This window comes from Pseudonocardia sp. C8 (genome assembly GCF_014267175.1).
Lineage (GTDB): Bacteria > Actinomycetota > Actinomycetes > Mycobacteriales > Pseudonocardiaceae > Pseudonocardia.
Map to the genome: position 1 here is coordinate 3698069 of NZ_JACMTR010000002.1, position 17494 is coordinate 3715562.

At 73.2% G+C, this 17494-nt stretch carries 15 protein-coding genes; 7 read left to right on the forward strand and 8 right to left on the reverse strand.

The annotated features are described in order from the left end of the window. Nucleotides 1-46 precede the first annotated feature (46 nt). On the forward strand, nt 47-784 hold the full coding sequence (locus H7X46_RS17660; RefSeq protein WP_186360448.1) for a DUF4191 domain-containing protein: 738 nt from the start codon (nt 47-49) through the stop codon (nt 782-784). A 134-nt stretch (nt 785-918) separates the two neighbouring features. Here the strand turns inward: H7X46_RS17660 and H7X46_RS17665 are convergent, their stop codons facing one another. Further along, a complete protein-coding gene (locus H7X46_RS17665; RefSeq protein WP_186360449.1) occupies nt 919-1875 on the reverse strand; it encodes a hypothetical protein in 957 nt (318 codons plus the stop codon). A gap of 265 nt (nt 1876-2140) precedes the next feature. Further along, nucleotides 2141-2614, reverse strand: a complete 474-nt coding sequence (locus H7X46_RS17670; protein WP_186360450.1) for an RDD family protein — start codon at nt 2612-2614, stop codon at nt 2141-2143. 185 nt (nt 2615-2799) lie between these two features. Here H7X46_RS17670 and glnA point away from each other — a divergent pair, with 185 nt between their 5' ends. From glnA to H7X46_RS17690, 4 genes are all read left to right on the forward strand, one after another. After that, nucleotides 2800-4221, forward strand: a complete 1422-nt coding sequence (gene glnA / locus H7X46_RS17675) for a type I glutamate--ammonia ligase (protein WP_186360451.1) — start codon at nt 2800-2802, stop codon at nt 4219-4221. A 223-nt stretch (nt 4222-4444) separates the two neighbouring features. Continuing rightward, complete coding sequence (locus H7X46_RS17680; RefSeq protein WP_186360452.1) at nt 4445-5851, forward strand: glycoside hydrolase family 32 protein; 1407 nt, start codon at nt 4445-4447, stop codon at nt 5849-5851. Nucleotides 5852-5967: 116 nt separating this feature from the next. Continuing rightward, the gene (locus H7X46_RS17685) at nt 5968-7254 is read left to right on the forward strand and encodes an MFS transporter (RefSeq protein WP_222131351.1); all 1287 of its coding nucleotides are present in this window, start codon (nt 5968-5970) and stop codon (nt 7252-7254) included. 72 nt (nt 7255-7326) lie between these two features. After that, the gene (locus tag H7X46_RS17690) at nt 7327-8355 is read left to right on the forward strand and encodes a LacI family DNA-binding transcriptional regulator (protein ID WP_222131352.1); all 1029 of its coding nucleotides are present in this window, start codon (nt 7327-7329) and stop codon (nt 8353-8355) included. Nucleotides 8356-8373: 18 nt separating this feature from the next. Here the strand turns inward: H7X46_RS17690 and H7X46_RS17695 are convergent, their stop codons facing one another. The 5 genes from H7X46_RS17695 to H7X46_RS17715 all read right to left on the reverse strand — a co-directional run bounded on the left by H7X46_RS17695 (nt 8374) and on the right by H7X46_RS17715 (nt 12115). Further along, nucleotides 8374-9204: a class II aldolase/adducin family protein gene (locus H7X46_RS17695; RefSeq protein WP_186360455.1), complete on the reverse strand. Its 831-nt coding sequence runs from the start codon at nt 9202-9204 to the stop codon at nt 8374-8376. 71 nt (nt 9205-9275) lie between these two features. Then, complete coding sequence (locus tag H7X46_RS17700) at nt 9276-9659, reverse strand: helix-turn-helix domain-containing protein (RefSeq protein WP_186360456.1); 384 nt, start codon at nt 9657-9659, stop codon at nt 9276-9278. A gap of 41 nt (nt 9660-9700) precedes the next feature. Continuing rightward, a complete protein-coding gene (locus H7X46_RS17705; RefSeq protein ID WP_186360457.1) occupies nt 9701-10309 on the reverse strand; it encodes a TetR family transcriptional regulator in 609 nt (202 codons plus the stop codon). 193 nt (nt 10310-10502) lie between these two features. Further along, a complete protein-coding gene (locus H7X46_RS17710) occupies nt 10503-10769 on the reverse strand; it encodes a GlsB/YeaQ/YmgE family stress response membrane protein (RefSeq protein ID WP_186360458.1) in 267 nt (88 codons plus the stop codon). Between the two features lie 632 nt (nt 10770-11401). Next, entirely contained in the window at nt 11402-12115 is a 714-nt protein-coding gene (locus H7X46_RS17715) for a M50 family metallopeptidase (protein WP_186360459.1), read from the reverse strand. Between the two features lie 86 nt (nt 12116-12201). Here H7X46_RS17715 and H7X46_RS17720 point away from each other — a divergent pair, with 86 nt between their 5' ends. Next, nucleotides 12202-13155 (forward strand): MerR family transcriptional regulator, encoded by a 954-nt coding sequence (locus H7X46_RS17720; RefSeq protein WP_370588828.1) that lies wholly within the window; start codon nt 12202-12204, stop codon nt 13153-13155. Here H7X46_RS17720 and H7X46_RS17725 read toward each other — a convergent pair. Then, entirely contained in the window at nt 13134-16169 is a 3036-nt protein-coding gene (locus tag H7X46_RS17725; RefSeq protein ID WP_186362737.1) for a bifunctional [glutamine synthetase] adenylyltransferase/[glutamine synthetase]-adenylyl-L-tyrosine phosphorylase, read from the reverse strand. The two genes, H7X46_RS17720 and H7X46_RS17725, sit on opposite strands and share 22 nt — an antisense overlap. 109 nt (nt 16170-16278) lie before the next feature. Here H7X46_RS17725 and H7X46_RS17730 point away from each other — a divergent pair, with 109 nt between their 5' ends. Next, nucleotides 16279-17484 carry an FAD-dependent monooxygenase gene (locus tag H7X46_RS17730; protein ID WP_186360460.1) on the forward strand — a complete coding sequence of 402 codons (1206 nt, stop codon included), beginning with the start codon at nt 16279-16281 and terminating at the stop codon, nt 17482-17484. The last annotated feature ends 10 nt before the right edge of the window (nt 17485-17494 follow it).

The following is a 17494-nucleotide window of genomic DNA, read 5'->3' on the forward strand; positions in this document are numbered from 1 at the left end:
GCGACCACGGCGACCGTTGATCATGGCGGGGACGTAGTCTGGACCCATGCCCGGCAAGCCCCGCAAGCCCACGCCCGAAGAGAAGAAGGCGCTCAAGGCCCAGAAGAAGGCCGCGTCGAAGCAGCGTCGCCAGCAGATGTGGCAGGCGTTCCAGATGCAGCGCAAGGAGGACAAGAAGCTCCTCCCGATCATGATCGGCGTGTTCCTCGGTGCGGTCGCGCTGCTCACCCTCATCGGCTGGCTCCTCGGGTTCACGTGGTTCTTCGTCCCGTTCGGCGTGCTGATCGGCGGGATGGCCGCGTTCGCCGTCTTCGGCCGGCGCGTGCAGAAGTCGGTCTACCTGAAGGCCGAGGGGCAACCGGGCGCCGCGGGCTGGGCGCTGGACAACATGCGCGGGCAGTGGCGGATCACCCAGGGCGTCGCGGGCACCACCCATCTCGACGCCGTGCACCGGGTCATCGGGCGGCCCGGGATCATCTTCGTCGCCGAGGGCGCCCCGCACCGGGTGAAGAACCTGATCGCGCAGGAGAAGAAGCGCACCGCGCGGATCGCCGGCTCCACCCCGATCTACGAGGTCGTCGTGGGGAACGAGGAGGGGCAGGTCCCGCTGAAGAACCTGCAGCGGCACCTGATGAAGCTGCCGCGCAACATCTCCGCCGCGGAGATGGACACGCTGGAGAGCAAGCTGAACGCGCTCGGCAGCCGCGCCGCGGCCATGCCGAAGGGCCCGATGCCGCAGGGCGCGAAGATGCGCAGCGTGCAGCGCACCGTCCGCCGCCGCTGACCCCTACGCCCGCTCGCACCCCTACCCCCTGGACCCACTCATGGCCCTTTAGTCCTGTGCCACGGGACCAAAGGGCCATGAGTGGCGTCCGGTTCGGGGTTCGTGTGGTCGATGTGGCTGGTGTGGCTACCGGGTCAGGGACGCCAGAGGCTGGCGGTGACCGCCGGGGGTGGCATGGCCGCGGCCCGGGCGTAGGCGTCGGTCAGTTCGGCGACGACCATCCGAGGCTCGGACCGGAGCCGCTTCGCGAGCGTGGGCACGAGGACGACCCCCGCCCGCGGTAGGTCGACCTGCTTCTCGACGTCACGCTCGAAGGCCTCCGGCGCGAGGTGGTACGCGTTCGACTGGATCTCCCAGGCCAGGCCCACGTCATCCCAGTAGGCATCGACGACGCCGAGCATCCGGCCGTCGGGGGCATGCAGCGCGACGTTCCACTGCGGGGACGGCAGCGACGATCCCCTGATCACCTCCCGGGCCCAGGCCTCCGCCGCGGAGCGCGCCCCGCCGTCGATCTCGATCAACGCGGCGCGGGCACGGGCGGTGTAGGGACGCCGGGGCTCGTCGAGCTCCGCGGTCAGGTCCGCGACCCGGCACAGCCCGCGCTGGACGGCGTCAGCGAACAACGCCCGCACCGCGTCCCGGTCCGCGCATCGCGCCGCGGCGTCCACCAGGCAGCGGGCGAGCGGCGCAACCGGCAGTCCGCGCCGGGACTCCGGGTCCGGTGGCCGATCGGTCCGCATGACCAGGACGAAGTCCCGGCTCGCCACGCGCCGTCCCGCCGGGATCAGCACCGCGATCCGCCGCTCGTCCGGGGTCCGGACGACGCCGTGCAGGCCGGCCCCGGCGACCCCGGTCAGCATGGCGCCCGGCCCCGCATGCAGCAGCGCCGCCCTGCAGTACTGGTGCGGGGTCGTCCGCCGGCCGTCGAGCTGGACGATGCCCATGACGAGCTTCTTCCACGGACCGCCGGGGCGGCACCGGGCGTCGATCGTGTTCTTGCTGATCCCGAGGGCCAGCAGCTGGGCACGACTCGCGACGCCCTCCGGGAAGATCTCGGCGAGCATCGGGGCGCGGGCGAGGGAACGCGGCATGTTCCGAGGGTGCGGCCGGCCGAGCCGCCTGCGCCGACGAATGTCCGAGCCTGTGGATAACTCTCGGCACCGGCAGCCGCGGTGTGCCCGGGCCCGCGACACACTCATGGAGCTTTAGTCCTGTGGCACGGGACTAAAGCTCCATGAGTGTGCCTGGAGGCGGCGGGGTACGCGGAGGCTGCGGCAGCGGGGTGCGCGGAGGCGGCGGCAGAGTGCGCGAAGCAACGATGGAGGGTGCGGCGCGCAGGCGGCAGTGGACGAGGGCTCAGGCCCGGATGACGCGTACGACGATCGTCGAGCTGGCGCGGTCATGCCAGCCCCGCCCGTCGGCGTCGAGGAAGAACACCGGGATGACGACCGCGATCATCGCCGTCCGGAGCAGGGCCCGCGGGACGCCGACCTGCTCGGCCATGTCGGTGCGCGCGACCCGCATCCCCAGCGCGAGGTGCCCGGGCGACGACCCGAGGACGGCGACGGTCAGAACGGTGAAAACGAACCAGGTCCCGAGCACCCACCAGCCGACGTCGGCGGTGCCGATCACGTCGGTCCCCGCGACGAGCACGACCAGCAGGTAGGCGAGCAGCCAATCGAGGCAGACGCCCGCGATCCGGCGCCCCACACCGGCCACCGAGTAGTGCCCGGAGGCCGGCAGCCCGAACCGCTTCCCGGCGTGCCCGGCGGCGTCGTCGCCGGGTCCGGTGGGTGAACCGGGAAGCCAGGACTCGATCCAGCGGGCCATGGCTTCTAGCCTAGGCGTCGCGGCGGCACGACCGCCGCCGACGGGCGCCGGACATCGGACGCGTGTGTGACTGCAGTCGCGGTCGGGCCAGTTAACGTCGGTGAAACAGATGAGTGATGGGTGAGCAACACGGCGCTTCTACCGTCACCCACGATCTCCACCAGCGATTGAAGGAGCCCGCGAGAGTGTTCAGCAACGCCGAAGAGGTACTCAAGTACATCTCGGACGAGAAGGTCGAGTACGTCGACATCAGGTTCTGCGACCTGCCCGGCGTCATGCAGCACCTCACCGTCCCCGCCAAGACGGCCGGCGACCTCCTGGAGAACGGTGCCGCGTTCGACGGTTCGTCCGTCCGCGGGTTCCAGGCGATCAACGAGTCCGACATGGCGCTGTTCCCGGACCCCGCCACGGCCCGGGTGGACCCGTTCCGCAAGCACAAGACGCTGAACGTCAACTTCTTCGTGCACGACCCGGTCACCGGTGAGCCCTACTCCCGTGACCCGCGGAACGTCGCCCGCAAGGCCGAGGAGTACCTGGCCGCGTCCGGGATCGCCGACACCGCCTTCATGGCCCCGGAGGCGGAGTTCTACGTGTTCGACTCCATCCGGTTCGGCACCGACCCGCACCAGGCCTACCACCACATCGACTCCTCCGAGGGCTGGTGGAACACCGGCCGCGAGGAGGCGGGCGGCAACCTCGGCTACAAGGTCAACTACAAGGGCGGCTACTTCCCCGTCCCGCCGGTCGACCACTACGCCGACCTGCGTGCCGACATCGTCAGCACGATGCAGGAGTCGGGCTTCGACGTGGAGCGCGAGCACCACGAGGTCGGCACCGCCGGTCAGGCCGAGATCAACTACAAGTTCAACACGCTGCTCCACGCGGCCGACGAGATGATGCTGTTCAAGTACCTCGTCAAGAACGTGGCGTGGCAGAACGGCAAGACCGCGACCTTCATGCCGAAGCCGCTGTTCGGCGACAACGGCTCCGGCATGCACGTCCACCAGTCGCTGTGGAAGGACGGCCAGCCCCTCTTCCACGACGAGTCCGGCTACGGCGGGCTGTCCGACACCGCGCGCCACTACATCGGCGGCCTGCTGCACCACGCGCCGTCGCTGCTGGCCTTCACCAACCCGACGGTGAACTCCTACCACCGCCTGGTCCCCGGCTTCGAGGCCCCGGTCAACCTGGTCTACTCGGCGCGCAACCGCTCGGCCTGCATCCGGATCCCGCTGTCCGGCGACAGCCCGAAGGCCAAGCGCATCGAGTTCCGTTGCCCGGACTCCTCGGGCAACCCGTACCTGGCGTTCTCGGCGATGCTGATGGCCGGCCTGGACGGCATCAAGAACAAGATCGAGCCGCCGGCGCCGATCGACAAGGACCTCTACGAGCTCCCGCCGGAGGAGGCCAAGGACATCGCGCAGGTCCCGGGCAGCCTCGCCGCGGTCATCGACAAGCTCGAGCAGGACCACGACTACCTGCTCGACGGTGGCGTGTTCACCCCGGACCTGATCGAGACCTGGATCGCCTACAAGCGGGAGAACGAGATCGACCCGCTGCGGCTGCGCCCGCACCCGTACGAGTTCGCCCTGTACTACGACGTGTGATCGAGGCGGCCGCCCGACGCGGGGATCCCCCGCCGGGCGGCCGTGACGGGCCGCCCTCAGGCCCTGACGACACCGGAGGCCCGGTGTTCCGTCCCCGGACGGAACACCGGGCCTTCGTCGTGCGCAGGGTCCGCGCACGACGTGACCTAACTCGTATTAGGCAATCGAGCTTTCACGTGTTAGCTTCTTTCGCGCAGCCCCTCCGACGACGCATGGAGCTCCGATGACCGACCGCGACACCCCGCGCCACCACGTCCGTCCCGCCGCGGGGGGCTGGTGCAACGACCCGAACGGTCCGGTCCGGGCCGGGGGCCGCTACCACCTCTTCCAGCAGCACAACCCGGGCTCGACCACGTGGGGCGACATCCACTGGTCGCACGCCTCGAGCGCCGACCTGGTGACGTGGACCGACCACGGCATCGCGCTGGCGCCGACCCCGGGCGGGCGGGACGGGCTCGGGGCGTGGTCGGGCTGCGCGGTCGTCGAGGACGGGGTGCCGACCGCCGTCTACACCGGCATGGACCGCACCGACGGCATCGGCTCGGTGATGCTCGCCCGCAGCGCCGACGACGCCCTGTCGACCTTCGAGGCCGACCCCGTCCCGGTCGTCGACGGGCCGCCGCCGGGCACCGACCTGCTGGCGTTCCGCGACCCGTACCTGGTCGAGGCGCACGGAGCGCGGTGGGGCCTCATCGGCGCCGGGCACGCCGGTGGCGGACGGCCCGACGTGCTCGTCTACCGCGTCGACCGCCTCGACGAGTGGCACTACGCCGGCTCGCTGCTCGACGCCGGCGACCCGGTCGCCGCGCGCCTGGCCGGCCCGGCCGACGCCTGGGAGTGCCCGGCCCTGCTGCCGGCCGGTGACGGCCGGTGGGTGCTCGTGCTGTCGCTGTGGGTCGACGACATCACCTACACCACCGTCGCCCTCACCGGCACGCTCGACCACGGCGAGGGCCTGCGCTTCCGCCCGGACGGCGGCGGTGGCCTGCTCGACCACGGCCGCGACCACTACGCCGCGACCGCACTCGTCGAGCGGGACCGCACCCTGGTGTGGGGCTGGAGCTGGGAGTCCCGCTCCCCCGCCGCGTCGGCCGACGCCGGCTGGGCGGGCTGCGCGACCTTCCCGCGGGAGGTGGGCACGCACGACGACGGCGGGCTGCGGATCGTCCCGGCGCGCGAGCTGGTCGCCCTGCGCGGAGCCCCGCTGGACCCCGGCACCGAGCTCCCCCCGGCCTACGAACTGGACCTGCGCGCGACCACCGCCGTCCCGGAGACCCAGGTCGAGCTGTGGCTCGGCCCGTCGGTCGTCGTGCGCGCGACGCCGTCACGGGGGCTCGTCGAGCTGGACCGCTCCGCCGTACCGGCCGAGTCGTCCCACCCGGTGCCCCGGCCCGGATCGGTGACGGCGGCGGTGCCGGCCGGCACCGCGGTCCAGCTCCGCGTCCTGGTCGACGGCCCGGTCCTCGAGATCTACGTGAACGACCGGGCCGTGCTCACCGAGAAGGTGTACCCCGCGCCGGAGGGCACCGCGGAGGTGTCCGTGCCGCGCGGCGACGCCACGGTGGAGCTGCGCGGCTGGGCCCTCGACCCCGCCGTCGCCGGCACCGGCACGACCGGTCCCACGCTCTGACCGGCCACGAACTCCCGGGCCCCGCGCCCGCACGCCCCGCGACCACCGGTCGCCGGGTCACCCCTCTCGTCCACAACTGACCGTCACCGAAAGGAATGGTGTCCGGAGTGGCTTCAATGGAGCGGACACTCAAGAACACGTCGTACCTGCAGAGTTCACTGACCCTGCTTCTGTTCTTCTCCTCGTGGGGCATCTGGTGGTCCTTCTTCCAGATCTGGCTCACCAGCGAGGAGTCCGGTCTGGGAATGACCGGCTCCGAGGTCGGAATCGTCTACGCGGCGAACGCGCTGGCCACGCTGCTCATCATGTTCGCCTACGGGGCGCTGCAGGACCGGCTCGGCATCAGGCGCCATCTCACCATCCTGGCGGCGGTCGCGATGACGCTCGTCGGACCGTTCTTCATCTTCGTCTACGAGCCGTTGCTGTCGCACGCGTTCCTGCTCGGCGTGATCGTGGGAGCGCTGTTCCTCTCGCTGGGCTTCATGGCCGCGGCGGGACTGTTCGAGGCCGTTTCCGAGCGCCTGAGCCGGACCTACGGATTCGAGTACGGCCAGGCCCGCATGTGGGGCTCGTTCGGCTACGCCGGCGCGACGCTGGCGGCCGGCTTCCTGTTCACCGTCGACCCGACCCTGAACTTCGCCCTCGGATCGGTATTCGGCCTCGTCTGCCTGCTGGTCCAGCTCTTCTGGAGGTCGCCGGCAGCGCCGGAGTCCGGCACCGGCGCGCACGGGGTACCGACCGTCCCGGGCATCCGCGAGATGCTGGGCCTGCTCAAGATGGGCCGGCTGTGGCTGATCATCGTCCTCGTCTTCTTCACCTGGACCTTCTACACCGTCTACGACCAGCAGATGTTCCCGGACTTCTACACGACCCTGTTCGCCGCCGAGGCGCGCGGCCAGGAGGTCTACGGCGTCCTCAACGGTGTGCAGGTGTTCGCCGAGGCCGCGATGCTGGGCGTCGTCCCGGTCGTGATGCGCAAGGTCGGCGTGCGGACCACCCTGCTGCTGGGGGTCGCGGTCATGTTCACCCGGATCCTGGGCAGCGCCGTGTTCTTCGACCCGGTGACGATCTCGGCCGTGAAGATGCTCCACGCGATCGAGGTCCCGCTGTTCATCCTGGGAATCTTCCGCTACTTCACGCTGCACTTCAATTCCGCCCTGTCGGCCACCGTGTACATGGTCGGCTTCCAGATCTCGGCCCAGATCGGCAACGTGGTGCTCTCCACGCCGCTCGGCGCGCTGCGCGACTCGATCGGTTACCAGCCCACGTTCTACGTCATTTCCGCCGTCGTGGCCTGCGCCGCGGTCTACGCGTTCTTCATCCTGCAGAAGGACGACCAGGACGTGCACGGCGACCCGTTCGTCCGTGATTCCGGACGAACGAAACCGGCCACATCGGCGTAGCGCGTCCGGCGGGCGGGCCGCACAGTGGTCACGGAGTATCGTGCGGCGACGGCAACCGGGAGAGGGTGGGGTGTGGGCACGCGTCGATCGGGGCGGCCGACGTCGAAGGACGTCGCGAAGCTTGCCGGGGTCTCGCACACCGCGGTCAGCTTCGTGCTCAACGGCCGGGCCGAGGGCAACATCGCGCCCGCCACCCAGGAACGCATCCGGGCCGCGGTCGAGGAACTGGGCTACCGCCCGGACACCCTCGCCCGCGGGTTGCGCCGGCGCCGCACCGCCATGCTCGGCCTGGTCACCGATCACATCGCCTCGTCCCCGTTCGCCGGTGAGCTGCTGACCGGCGCGATGGACACGGCGTGGGCCGCCGAGCACCTGGTGCTCACCGTCGACTCCGCGGGTGACCCGGAGAAGGAGGCGGCGGCCGTCGACGGGCTGCTCGACCGCCGGGTCGACGGGATCGTCTACGCCGCGATGTCGCCGTACCGGGCCGTGCTCCCGGCGGGCCTGCGGTCCACGCCGACGGTGCTCGCCAACTGCCTGCCCGCGCACGGCGACCGGGCCGCCGTCGTCCCGGACGACCGGGCGGGCGGGGCCGCCGCGACCCGGGCGTTGCTGGAGGCCGGGCACCGGCGGATCGCCGTGGTCGGCGGGATCGACGACATCGCCACCGCCGAGCGGCTGGCCGGTCACCGCGACGCGCTCGCCGCGGCCGGTGTGGCCGAGGGTCCGGTCCGGCCCGGAGGCGGTGACCTCTCCGACGGCTACGCCCTCGCGCGGACGCTCCTCGACGGCCCGGACCGGCCGACCGGGATCACCTGCTACAACGACCGGGTGGCGACCGGTGTGCTGCTCGCCGCCGCCCGGCTGGGGATCCGCGTTCCCGACGAGCTGTCCGTGGTCGGCTACGACGACCAGCAGATCCTCGCCGCGCACACGACCCCGCCGCTCACCACGGTGGCGCTGCCGCACCGGGCGATGGGTGAGACGGCGGTCCGGCTGCTGCTGGACGCGCTCGCGGCCGGGACGGCGCCGGAACCGCAGCTGCTGCGGCTGCCCTGCACGCTGGTCGAGCGGGACTCGGTGGCCCCTCCCCCGGGCTGATCCCGGCCGCCGGCGTCCTCAGTCGAACAGGTCCGGGTCGGTGCGTACGACCTCGTCCCACAACGGCTGGAACGAGAACCAACCGGCGTGCGGGTTCCCGGTCGCCGCGCGGGTGTACCGCGCGTTGTCGGGGTCGATGAGCACCGGCGTGCCCGCGGCCTCGGCGAGCAGCTGCGCCTGGCAGTTGCGTTCCGTGCTCACGAACCACCAGGCCGCCTCGGCGACGGTCGAGCCGACGGTGAACAGGCCGTGGTTGCGGTGGAACGCGGCCCGCTTGTCCCCGAGTCCCTCGGCCAGCAGGCGCCCGGCCTCCTCGTCGACGACCACGGCGCCGGCACCGTCGGTCACCACGGCGTGGTTCTCGTAGAGGGCACACGCGTCCTGGGTGATCGGGTCCAGCACCCGGCCGAGCGCGGACCACGCCTTGCTGTGCACCGCGTGCGCGTGGCACATCGCCACCACGTCGGGGCGGGCGGCGTGCACGGCCGAGTGCAGCACGAAGCCCGCACGGTTCACCGGACGGCCGCCCTGCACGACCGTGCCCTCGTGATCGACGAGGATCAGGTCCGACACCCTGATGTGGCGGAACGACATGCCGAACGGGTTGACCCAGAACATGTCCGGCTCGCCGGGGTCGCGCACCGAGATGTGCCCGGCCACGCCCTCCCCGAACCCGAACCGGCCGAAGATCCGGAACGCCCCCGCGAGCTGCTGCTTGCGGTGGGTGCGCTCCTCCTCGACGGTGTCGAACACCGGCGGCCGGGGCAGGGCGAGGCCGTCCTGCGTGGGCTCGAAGGCGTTCTCCGGGGACGCGGTGGACGGTCCGGGACGCTGTGTCGGCGCTGCCATCCCGCCACCGTCGTCGACGCCGTGCCGCCGGTCAACACCTTTACAAACCGGTCGGTATGTGATGGACGTGGTCAGTCGCCGACGTAGGAACGGTAGACGGCGGTGAGCGCCGTCTTCTGCTCGTCGGTCAGGCGCCCGTCGGCGCGGATGGCGGCGACGACGTCGGGCGGCGCCGACCCGTCTCGATCGGCCGGGGACGGCTCGGGATCCGCGCCGGTGCGGAGCCCGGCCTCGGCGAGCAGCCGGTCGGGCGGCAGGCCGAGCGCCTCCGCGATGGAGCGGAGCACCCGCACCGAGGGCTGGTGCAGCCCTCGTTCGATCTGGCTCAGGTAGGCGTTGGAGACCTGCGTCCGCGCCGCGAGGTCCCGCAACGACAGCTCGGCGAGCTTGCGCCGGGCACGCAGGTACTCCCCGAACGCCTGAGCGTGGGACTCCCACACGTGGTCACTCCGCATGATGTGCCGAGTCTAGGCCGACCGGGCGACGGCGCCGCCGGTCAGCTCCCGGGGCGCAGGGCGGCGAGCAGCATGTCGGCGAACTCGGCCCCGATCTCCCGCGGCTCCAGCCGGCCGTCGGGCCGGTACCAGAACGGTAGATGGTGCACGGCACCGAAGAAGTACTGCGTGGAGAGGTCGGCCGAGACCTCCCGGCGGAAGATGCCAGCCGCCTGGCCGTCCTCGATCAGCCCGCGGAACATCTCGTGGTAGCGGCGCCGGTCCCGGCGCAGGGCCCGCTGCTGCTCCTCCCCGAGGTGGTGCAGCGACCGGAAGAAGACGGTGCTCGGCGCCAGGTTCTCGATCGAGGTGGTCACCACGTCGGCGGCCGCGTCGTGCAGCCGCCGCTCGACCGCGTCGGGTTCGGAGACGACCTTCTCCAGCCGGGCCGTCTGCATCGCCAGCACCGGAGCGTAGATCGCGAAGAGGAGATCCTCCTTGGACGCGAAGTAGTGGTACATCGCGCCCTTGGTCACGCCGGCGGCCTCCACGACGTCCTGCACGGAGGTGGCGTCGAACCCGCGCTCGGCGAACAGCTCGGTCGCCGCCCGCACCAGCCGCTCGGGAACGGTGAGCCCGTCGACCGACGAGCGTGGACGGCCCCGTCCCACCCGTTCTCGAGTCACTCGTCACCGTCCCGCATCCGTCCGCCGCAGCGTCGTCGCAGGATACCGACCGGTCGGGGTGCGCCGCCGGGACGAGCCGGGTCGCGCCGCACACCGCCTGCCCGACCGCCACGGCGGCCCGCCCGGACACACGACGGCGCCGCCCAGAGATCCGGGCGGCGCCGCAGGAGCCGTGGGGTCAGCGACCGACCCGCTTGCGTCCGGTCACCTTGTTGTAGACCACCAGCACGACGATCGCACCGATGATCGAGCCGATCCAGCCCGAGGGCTGGAAACCCTGCCAGCCGGTGAAGATGCTGGCCACGAGGCCACCGAGGAACGAGCCCGCGATGCCGAGGACGATCGTCATGACGATTCCGATGTCGTCCTTGCCCGGAACCACGGCGCGGGCGATGAAGCCCGCGACGAGGCCCAACACGATCCAGCCCAGAATGGTCCACAGCATGGCTTTCCTCCCTTATCCCGGTTCGTCCCCCGACGGACCGTTGCGACCTGTTGGAGTCGATCTGCCATCGAGTGACCAGCAGGAGGTCGCTCGAAACGCCGCCGACGGTATCCCTCACAGGTCACGGCAGCATCGCGGACGCGCGGCCGTGCCCCGATCCGGTGTCTCCCCGACCCGGATCGGGGTCGTCCCCGATGGCGGCGCCCCACCACCTCCACCTGAGCGAGTCCGTCCGGAGCAGCGGTGTCGCCGGATCGGTTCAGCCCTTCTCGCGCCGCGGCGCGGTCCGCGCAGCCGTTGACACCGGCCGAACCGGCTGGTTGACTCGCCTTCACCGTGTTCCGCGTCACATCGAGTGAAGGTCGGACCGGCCCGCCACGAACCGTGACGTCCACCTGCGCACCACCGCAGATCACTGCCATGCCACACCCCGCACGCGCGAGACCGCCGCGTGCCCACGATCGTGCACGGCCCTTCCTCGGCGGCAGGGTCGTGTCCCCTCCGCGCCCCCGGGCTGCCTCGTCGCCCGGGGGTGCGGCTCGTACCGACAACGTCCCCTCCGCGACCGCGACATCGGGCTGCCTCGTCGCCCGCGGGTGCGGCTCGTCCCGACAACGTCCCCTCCGCGACGGTCAGGCGGTCGCGCCGCCCGGGGCGAACACCACCCAGCCGGCGACGGCGGCCGCGGCCACCGCCGCGAGCAGGAAGAACGAGGCCCACACCCCGCCGGACACCGGGGTCAGCTCGGCGAGCCGGTCGGCGTCGGAGTGCCGCAACCGGCCACCCCGGCGGCCGTGGCGCAGCTCCGTGCAGGCCTTCACCCCGCCGAACAGCAGGAACCAGGACAGTGCCGCCGCGAAACCGGTCCGCAGGTCCTCCTCGGCCCGCAACGCCACCAGCACGAGCAGCGCCCCGGTGAGCACCACCGCGAGCCCGCCGTAGAGGTTGCGGATCTGCAGCAGCGTCGCGGCGAGCAGCACGACACCGATCCACAGCATGGCCTCGGTCGCGTCCGCGGCCACCAGCACGGCCCCGCCGAGGCCCAGCAGCGGCGGGAACACGTAGCCGGCCAGGAACATCACGACCACCCCCGGGCCGCGCCCGGCACCGGTCGAGTAGGTGACACCGGAGGAGTCGGCGTGCAGCCGGATGCCGGTGAGCCCGCGCCCGACCAGCACCGCGACCAGCGCGTGGCCGCCCTCGTGGGCGATCGTCACCGCGGTGCGGGTCAGCCGCCAGGTCGGGGTCCACGCCACCACCACGAGTGCGAGCAACGCCGCCAGCAGCGACGCGGGCCGGGCGGCGAGGAGCTCGTAGCCACGCGTGATCAACTCGAGGGGCTCCACCGGTCCAGTGAACCAGCGGGCCGCCGGAACCCGATCCCGGGGCACACGCTTGACCTCCAGTCGCTGGAACCCGCCAGGCTGTCGCCGTGACCGCGTTGCACGACCACGACCGCCCCGTCCCCCTCACGATCGGGCACCTGGCCCGGCGGACCGGGGTTCCGGTGCGGACGATCCGCTTCTGGTCGGACGAGGGCCTGGTGCCCTCCGACCGGAGCAGCTCGGGGTACCGGGTGTACGACGCGGCCGCGGTGGCCCGGCTCGACCTGGTCCGGACCCTGCGCGAGCTGGGGCTGGGCCTGGACGACGTGCGTGCCGTGCTGTCCCGCCGGCGGGGGGTCGGCGAGATCGCGCAGGCGCACGTCCGGGCCCTGGACGGCCGGATCCGGGAGCTGAAGGCGCAGCGCGCGGTGTGCGTGCTGCTGGCCCGGACCACCGGCGAACCCGACGAGAGGAGCGTGGCCCTGATGAACGACCTGGCACGCCTGTCCGCAGGCGAGCGGCAGGCCCTGATCGACGACTTCGTGACCGAGGTCTTCGCCGGCGCCGACCCGGCGGCGCCCGGCGCCGGCATCGCCGACGGGATGCGGACGCTGCCGTCGGAGCTGCCCGACGACCCGACACCCGAGCAGGTGGCGGCCTGGGTGGAGCTGGCCGAGCTGGTCCGCGACCCGGACTTCCGGGCCCGCTGCCGGGAGATGGCCGTCGCCGGAACCACCGAGCCGGCCCACGCCGGGCGCCAGGCCGACCCGGCGGCGGTGGCCGAGCACGCGGGCGCCGCGGAGGGCGCCGGTGTCGACCCGGCGAGCCCGGAGGCGGCGGAGGTGCTGGCCCGCATCCCCGGCGTCGCCGAGCTGGACGCCGGGGCGCGGTCGGCGATGGCGGACACGGTCGAGCTGTTCTCCGACCGGCGGGTCGAGCGGTACTGGGCGCTGCTCGGGACGCTGAACGGCTGGCCGGCCCGGGAGCCGGTGATCCCGGCGTTCGAGTGGTTCGCCGCCGCCCTGCGTGCGGCCCCGGCTCAGTCCTCGGTCCAGCCGTAGAACACCCGCTCGACGACGTGGCGGGCCCGGCGGGTGGTGCGCCGGTAGTCGTCGAGGAACTCGCCCGGGTCCCCGCCAGCCGGGTACCCGAGTGCGACGGCCACGGCGGCCAGCTCCCGGCCCGAACGCGGGAGCTGGTCGCCGGGCTTGCCCTTGACCAGCATGATCGCGTTGCGGGCGCTGGTGGCCGCGCGCCAGCCCGCCTCCAGCTCCGCGGCGTCCTCGGCGGAGATCAGGCCGGCCTCGCTCGCCTCGCGCAGCCCCTCGAGGGTGGAGGTGGTGCGCAGCTCGGGGAGGTCGCCGGCGTGCTGCAGCTGCAGCAGCTGCACCGTCCACTCGACGTCGGCGAGCCCGCCGTGGCCCAGCTTGGTGTGGGTGGAGCGGTCCGCGCCGCGGGGCAGCCGCTCGTCGTCGACCCGGGCCTTGATCCGCCGGATCTCGGCGACCGAGGACGCGGGCAACCCGTCGGCCGGGTACCGGATGGGGTCGATCAGCGTGGTGAACTCCCGGCCGAGCGCCCGGTCCCCGGCGATCGGCCGAGCCCGCAGCAGCGCCTGTGCCTCCCACACCTCACCCCAGCGGGCGTAGTACTCCCGGTAGGACGCCAGCGTCCGCACCATCGGGCCGGACCGCCCCTCCGGGCGCAGGTCGGCGTCCACGGTCAGCGCGGGGTCCGGGCTCGGGGAGCCGAGCAGCCGCCGGACCTTCTCGACGACCCGGGTCGCCCACTTGACCGCCATGTGGTCGTCGACGCCCTCGGCCGGGGCGCACACGTACATGACGTCCGCGTCGCTGCCGTAGCTGGACTCGCCGCCGCCGAGCCGGCCCATCCCGATCACCGCGAGCGCGGCGGGCCGCTCCGGCTCCGCGCGCAGCACCGCGTCGAGGGTGGACGCGACGACCGCCTCGTTCACCGAGTTCAGGGCCACGCAGACCTCGTCGACCCGGAGCAGGCCGAGCAGGTCGGCGCAGGCGATGCGGAGCATCTCGTGGCGCCGGTAGGAGCGCGCCGACGCGACCGCGGCCTCCGGGGTGCCCTGCCGGGCCACGGTCCGCCGCAGCGCCACCGACACCTCGGCCGGGTCCCGGGTCAGCTCCGGGCTCTGCACCCCCGACGAGATCGCCAGCATCCGCAGCACCTCGGGTGCGCGCTGCAGCAGGTCCGGGACCAGCGCCGAGGTGCCCAGCAGGGTCATCAGGCGCTGGGCGACCGCGCCCTCGTCGCGCAGCAGCCGCAGGTACCACGGCGTCGAGGCCAGTGCCTCGGACACCCGCCGGTAGGCGAGCAGGCCGCGGTCCGGGTCGGGGCTCTGGGACAGCTCGTCGAGCAGCACGGGCAGCAGCGCGCGCTGGATCGACGCCGCCCGGGACACCCCGCCGGTCAGGGCCCGCAGGTGCCCGAGCGCACCCTCCGGCGACGCCCAGCCCAGCGCGGCCAGCCGGGCCTTCGCCGCGTCCGGGGACAGGACGGCCGCCGCCTCCTCCCCCGCCAGCCGGGACACCGCCGACAGCAGCGGCCGGTAGAACAGCTTCTCGTGCAGCCGGGTGACCCGGCGGGCGTTGCGCTGCCACTCGTCGACCAGCACCCCGACGACGTCGCGCCGGCCGTCCGGGCGGATCCGCGCCGACCGGGCGAGCCAGCGCAGACCGTCGAGGTCGTCGGCCGCCGGCAGCAGGTGGGTGCGGCGCAGCTTCTGCAGCTGCAGCCGGTGCTCCAGCAGCCGCAGGAACCGGTAGGACGCGGCCAGGTTGGCGGCGTCGTCGCGGCCCACGTAGCCGCCCTCGCTGAGCGCGGCGAGCGCCACCAGCGTGTTGCCGGAGTGCAGCGTGTCGTCGGTGCGGCCGTGCACCAGCTGCAGCAGCTGGACGGCGAACTCGACGTCCCGCAGCCCGCCCCGGCCCAGCTTCAGCTCCCGTTCGCGCTGGTCGGAGGGGATGTTCTCGATCACGCGGGTGCGCATGGCCTGCACCTCGGCGACGAAGTCGTCCCGGGAGGACGCCTGCCAGACCATCGGGGAGAGCGCGTCGACGTAGGCCGCCCCGAGCTCCGGGTCCCCGGCGACCGGGCGGGCCTTGAGCAGCGCCTGGAACTCCCAGGTCTTCGCCCAGCGCTTGTAGTAGGCGACGTGCCCGTCCAGGGTGCGCACGAGGGCGCCCTGGCGGCCCTCCGGGCGAAGGTTGGCGTCCACCTCGAAGCACGCCTCACCGGCGATCCGCATCACCCGCGACGCCAGCTTCGTGGCGGCCCGGGTCAGCTCGCCGCCGGGTTCGGCGACGAAGATGACGTCGACGTCGGAGACGTAGTTCAGCTCCCGGCCGCCGCACTTGCCCATCCCGACGATCGCCAGGCGCAGCTCGTCCGGGGGGTCCTGCTCGGCGGCGGCGACGGCGAGCGCGGCCGCCAGCGCCGCCTCGGCGAGGTCGGCGAGCTGGGCGGCGACGTCGTCGACCTCCATCACCGGCAGCGTCGGGTCGCCGACGGCGGCGAGGTCGGCCGAGGCGAGGCCCAGCAGCTCGTCGCGGTAGGCGCTGCGCAGCGCGACGATCGCCTCGGCGCCGGTCAGCGTGGCCCGCGCCCCGCCGGGGGTTCCCGGCGGCGGGGCCGCCGGGTCGGCGCCGACCGCGCGCAGCAGGTTCGCGGTGCGCCGGGCCAGGTCCGGCGGCGGATCGAGGCGCTCCACGGTGTCGGCGAGCAGCGGCCAGCGGTCCGGGTGGGTGATCAGATGGTCGCCGAGTGCGGTCGAGGAGCCGAGGGTGGCGAACAGCCGCCCGCGCAGGCCCCGGTCGGTGCGCAGCGCGCGGTCGATGTCCGGCCAGGGCGCGGTGTGGGCGAGCCGCTCCACGGCACGCAGGGCGAGCGCCTGGTCGGGGCTGCGGGCCAGCGCCCACATGATCTCCTCGCACCCGGGGACCGGGCCGTCGCCGTTCCACCAGCCGAGAGTGCGCAGCGTCGCGTCCGCGCCCGGCCCGGGCAGCCCCAGCCGGGCCAGTGAGGTCCCCGCGCGCCGATTCATCACGGCTGCCGATCCTGCCCCATCACGGCCCCGGTACGCGGTCAGGGCTTGTCGGGCGTGCCCGCGGTCGGCAGGCTCGGACGCCGGGGCACGGACGAGGGGGTCACGGATGCCGGACGTGGTGGTCGTCGGGGGCGGGATCGGGGGGCTGGTCACGGCGTTGGCCCTGCACCGGCACGGGATCGGGGTGACCGTCCTCGAGCAGGGGTCCGGCCGGCGCGAGCTCGGCGTGGGGTTGAACGTGCTCCCGCACGCCGGGCGGGTGCTCGACGAGCTCGGCGTGCTCGACCGGGTCGCCGAGATCGGGGTCCGGACCGCGGAGATGACCTACGCCCACCGGCTCGGGATGCCGGTGCTGCGCCGCCCGGTCGGGATCGACGCCGGGTTCGCGTTGCCGCAGGTGTCCTGCCACCGCGGCCGGCTGCAGCGGCTGCTGCTCGACACGGTGCTCGAGCGGCTCGGCCCGGACGCGGTGCGCACCGGCGCCCGCGTCACCGGGGTCGACCCCGGCCGGGCGCGGGCGACGCTGGCCACCGGTGAGGTCGTCGAGGGCGGCGTGCTGGTCGGCGCGGACGGCATCCACTCCGTGGTGCGGGACCGGCTGTTCCCCGGGGAGGGCCCGCCGCGCTGGAACGGTGTCGCGATGTGGCGCGGCGCCACCGACTGGCCGGCGTTCCGCGGCGGGCGGTCGATGATCGTCGCGGGCGGGAACGACGCCAAGCTCGTCGTCTACCCGATCGGCCCCGGCTCCCGGCCGGGCACCGTGCTCACCAACTGGGCGGTCTGCATCCGCACCGGCGAGGCCGGGACCGCTCCCCCGCAGCGCCAGGACTGGGCCCGGGTCGCCGACCCCGCCGACCCGACCCGGCACGCGCACCGGTTCCGGCTCGGTGAGATCGACCACCACGGGCTGATCGCCGCGACCGCCGAGTCCTACGAGTTCCCGATGTGCGACCGGGACCCGCTGCCGCACTGGACGGACGGCCGGACCACGCTGCTCGGCGACGCCGCCCACCCGATGTTCCCGATGGGCTCCAACGGGGCCGGCCAGGCGATCCTCGACGCCGAGGCGCTGGCCCGCCACCTCGCCACCGGCCCGGACGGCGCCACCGCGCTGGCGGCCTACCAGGACGAACGCCTGCCGGTCACGTCCGAGGTCGTGCTGCGCAACCGCGTCGGCGGGCCCGAGCAGGTGATCGACGAGGTGGAGCGCCGCGCCCCGGACGGGTTCGACCGGCTCGCCGACGTGATCACCGACGAGGAGCTGGAGACGATCTTCTCCGGCTACCACCGGGTGTCCGGCAACACCCGCTGATCCGGTCGTC

What these genes read in the sequence shown, in the direction of transcription:
- H7X46_RS17680 (WP_186360452.1), top strand. Translation starts at nt 4,445, where the DNA reads ATGACCGACCGCGACACCCCGCGCCACCACGTCCGTCCCGCCGCGGGG.
- H7X46_RS17730 (WP_186360460.1), top strand. Translation starts at nt 16,279, where the DNA reads ATGCCGGACGTGGTGGTCGTCGGGGGCGGGATCGGGGGGCTGGTCACG.
- H7X46_RS17670 (WP_186360450.1), bottom strand. Translation starts at nt 2,614, where the DNA reads ATGGCCCGCTGGATCGAGTCCTGGCTTCCCGGTTCACCCACCGGACCC.
- H7X46_RS17660 (WP_186360448.1), top strand. Translation starts at nt 47, where the DNA reads ATGCCCGGCAAGCCCCGCAAGCCCACGCCCGAAGAGAAGAAGGCGCTC.
- H7X46_RS17710 (WP_186360458.1), bottom strand. Translation starts at nt 10,769, where the DNA reads ATGCTGTGGACCATTCTGGGCTGGATCGTGTTGGGCCTCGTCGCGGGC.
- H7X46_RS17685 (WP_222131351.1), top strand. Translation starts at nt 5,968, where the DNA reads ATGGAGCGGACACTCAAGAACACGTCGTACCTGCAGAGTTCACTGACC.
- H7X46_RS17665 (WP_186360449.1), bottom strand. Translation starts at nt 1,875, where the DNA reads ATGCCGCGTTCCCTCGCCCGCGCCCCGATGCTCGCCGAGATCTTCCCG.
- H7X46_RS17695 (WP_186360455.1), bottom strand. Translation starts at nt 9,204, where the DNA reads ATGGCAGCGCCGACACAGCGTCCCGGACCGTCCACCGCGTCCCCGGAG.
- H7X46_RS17725 (WP_186362737.1), bottom strand. Translation starts at nt 16,169, where the DNA reads ATGAATCGGCGCGCGGGGACCTCACTGGCCCGGCTGGGGCTGCCCGGG.
- H7X46_RS17700 (WP_186360456.1), bottom strand. Translation starts at nt 9,659, where the DNA reads ATGCGGAGTGACCACGTGTGGGAGTCCCACGCTCAGGCGTTCGGGGAG.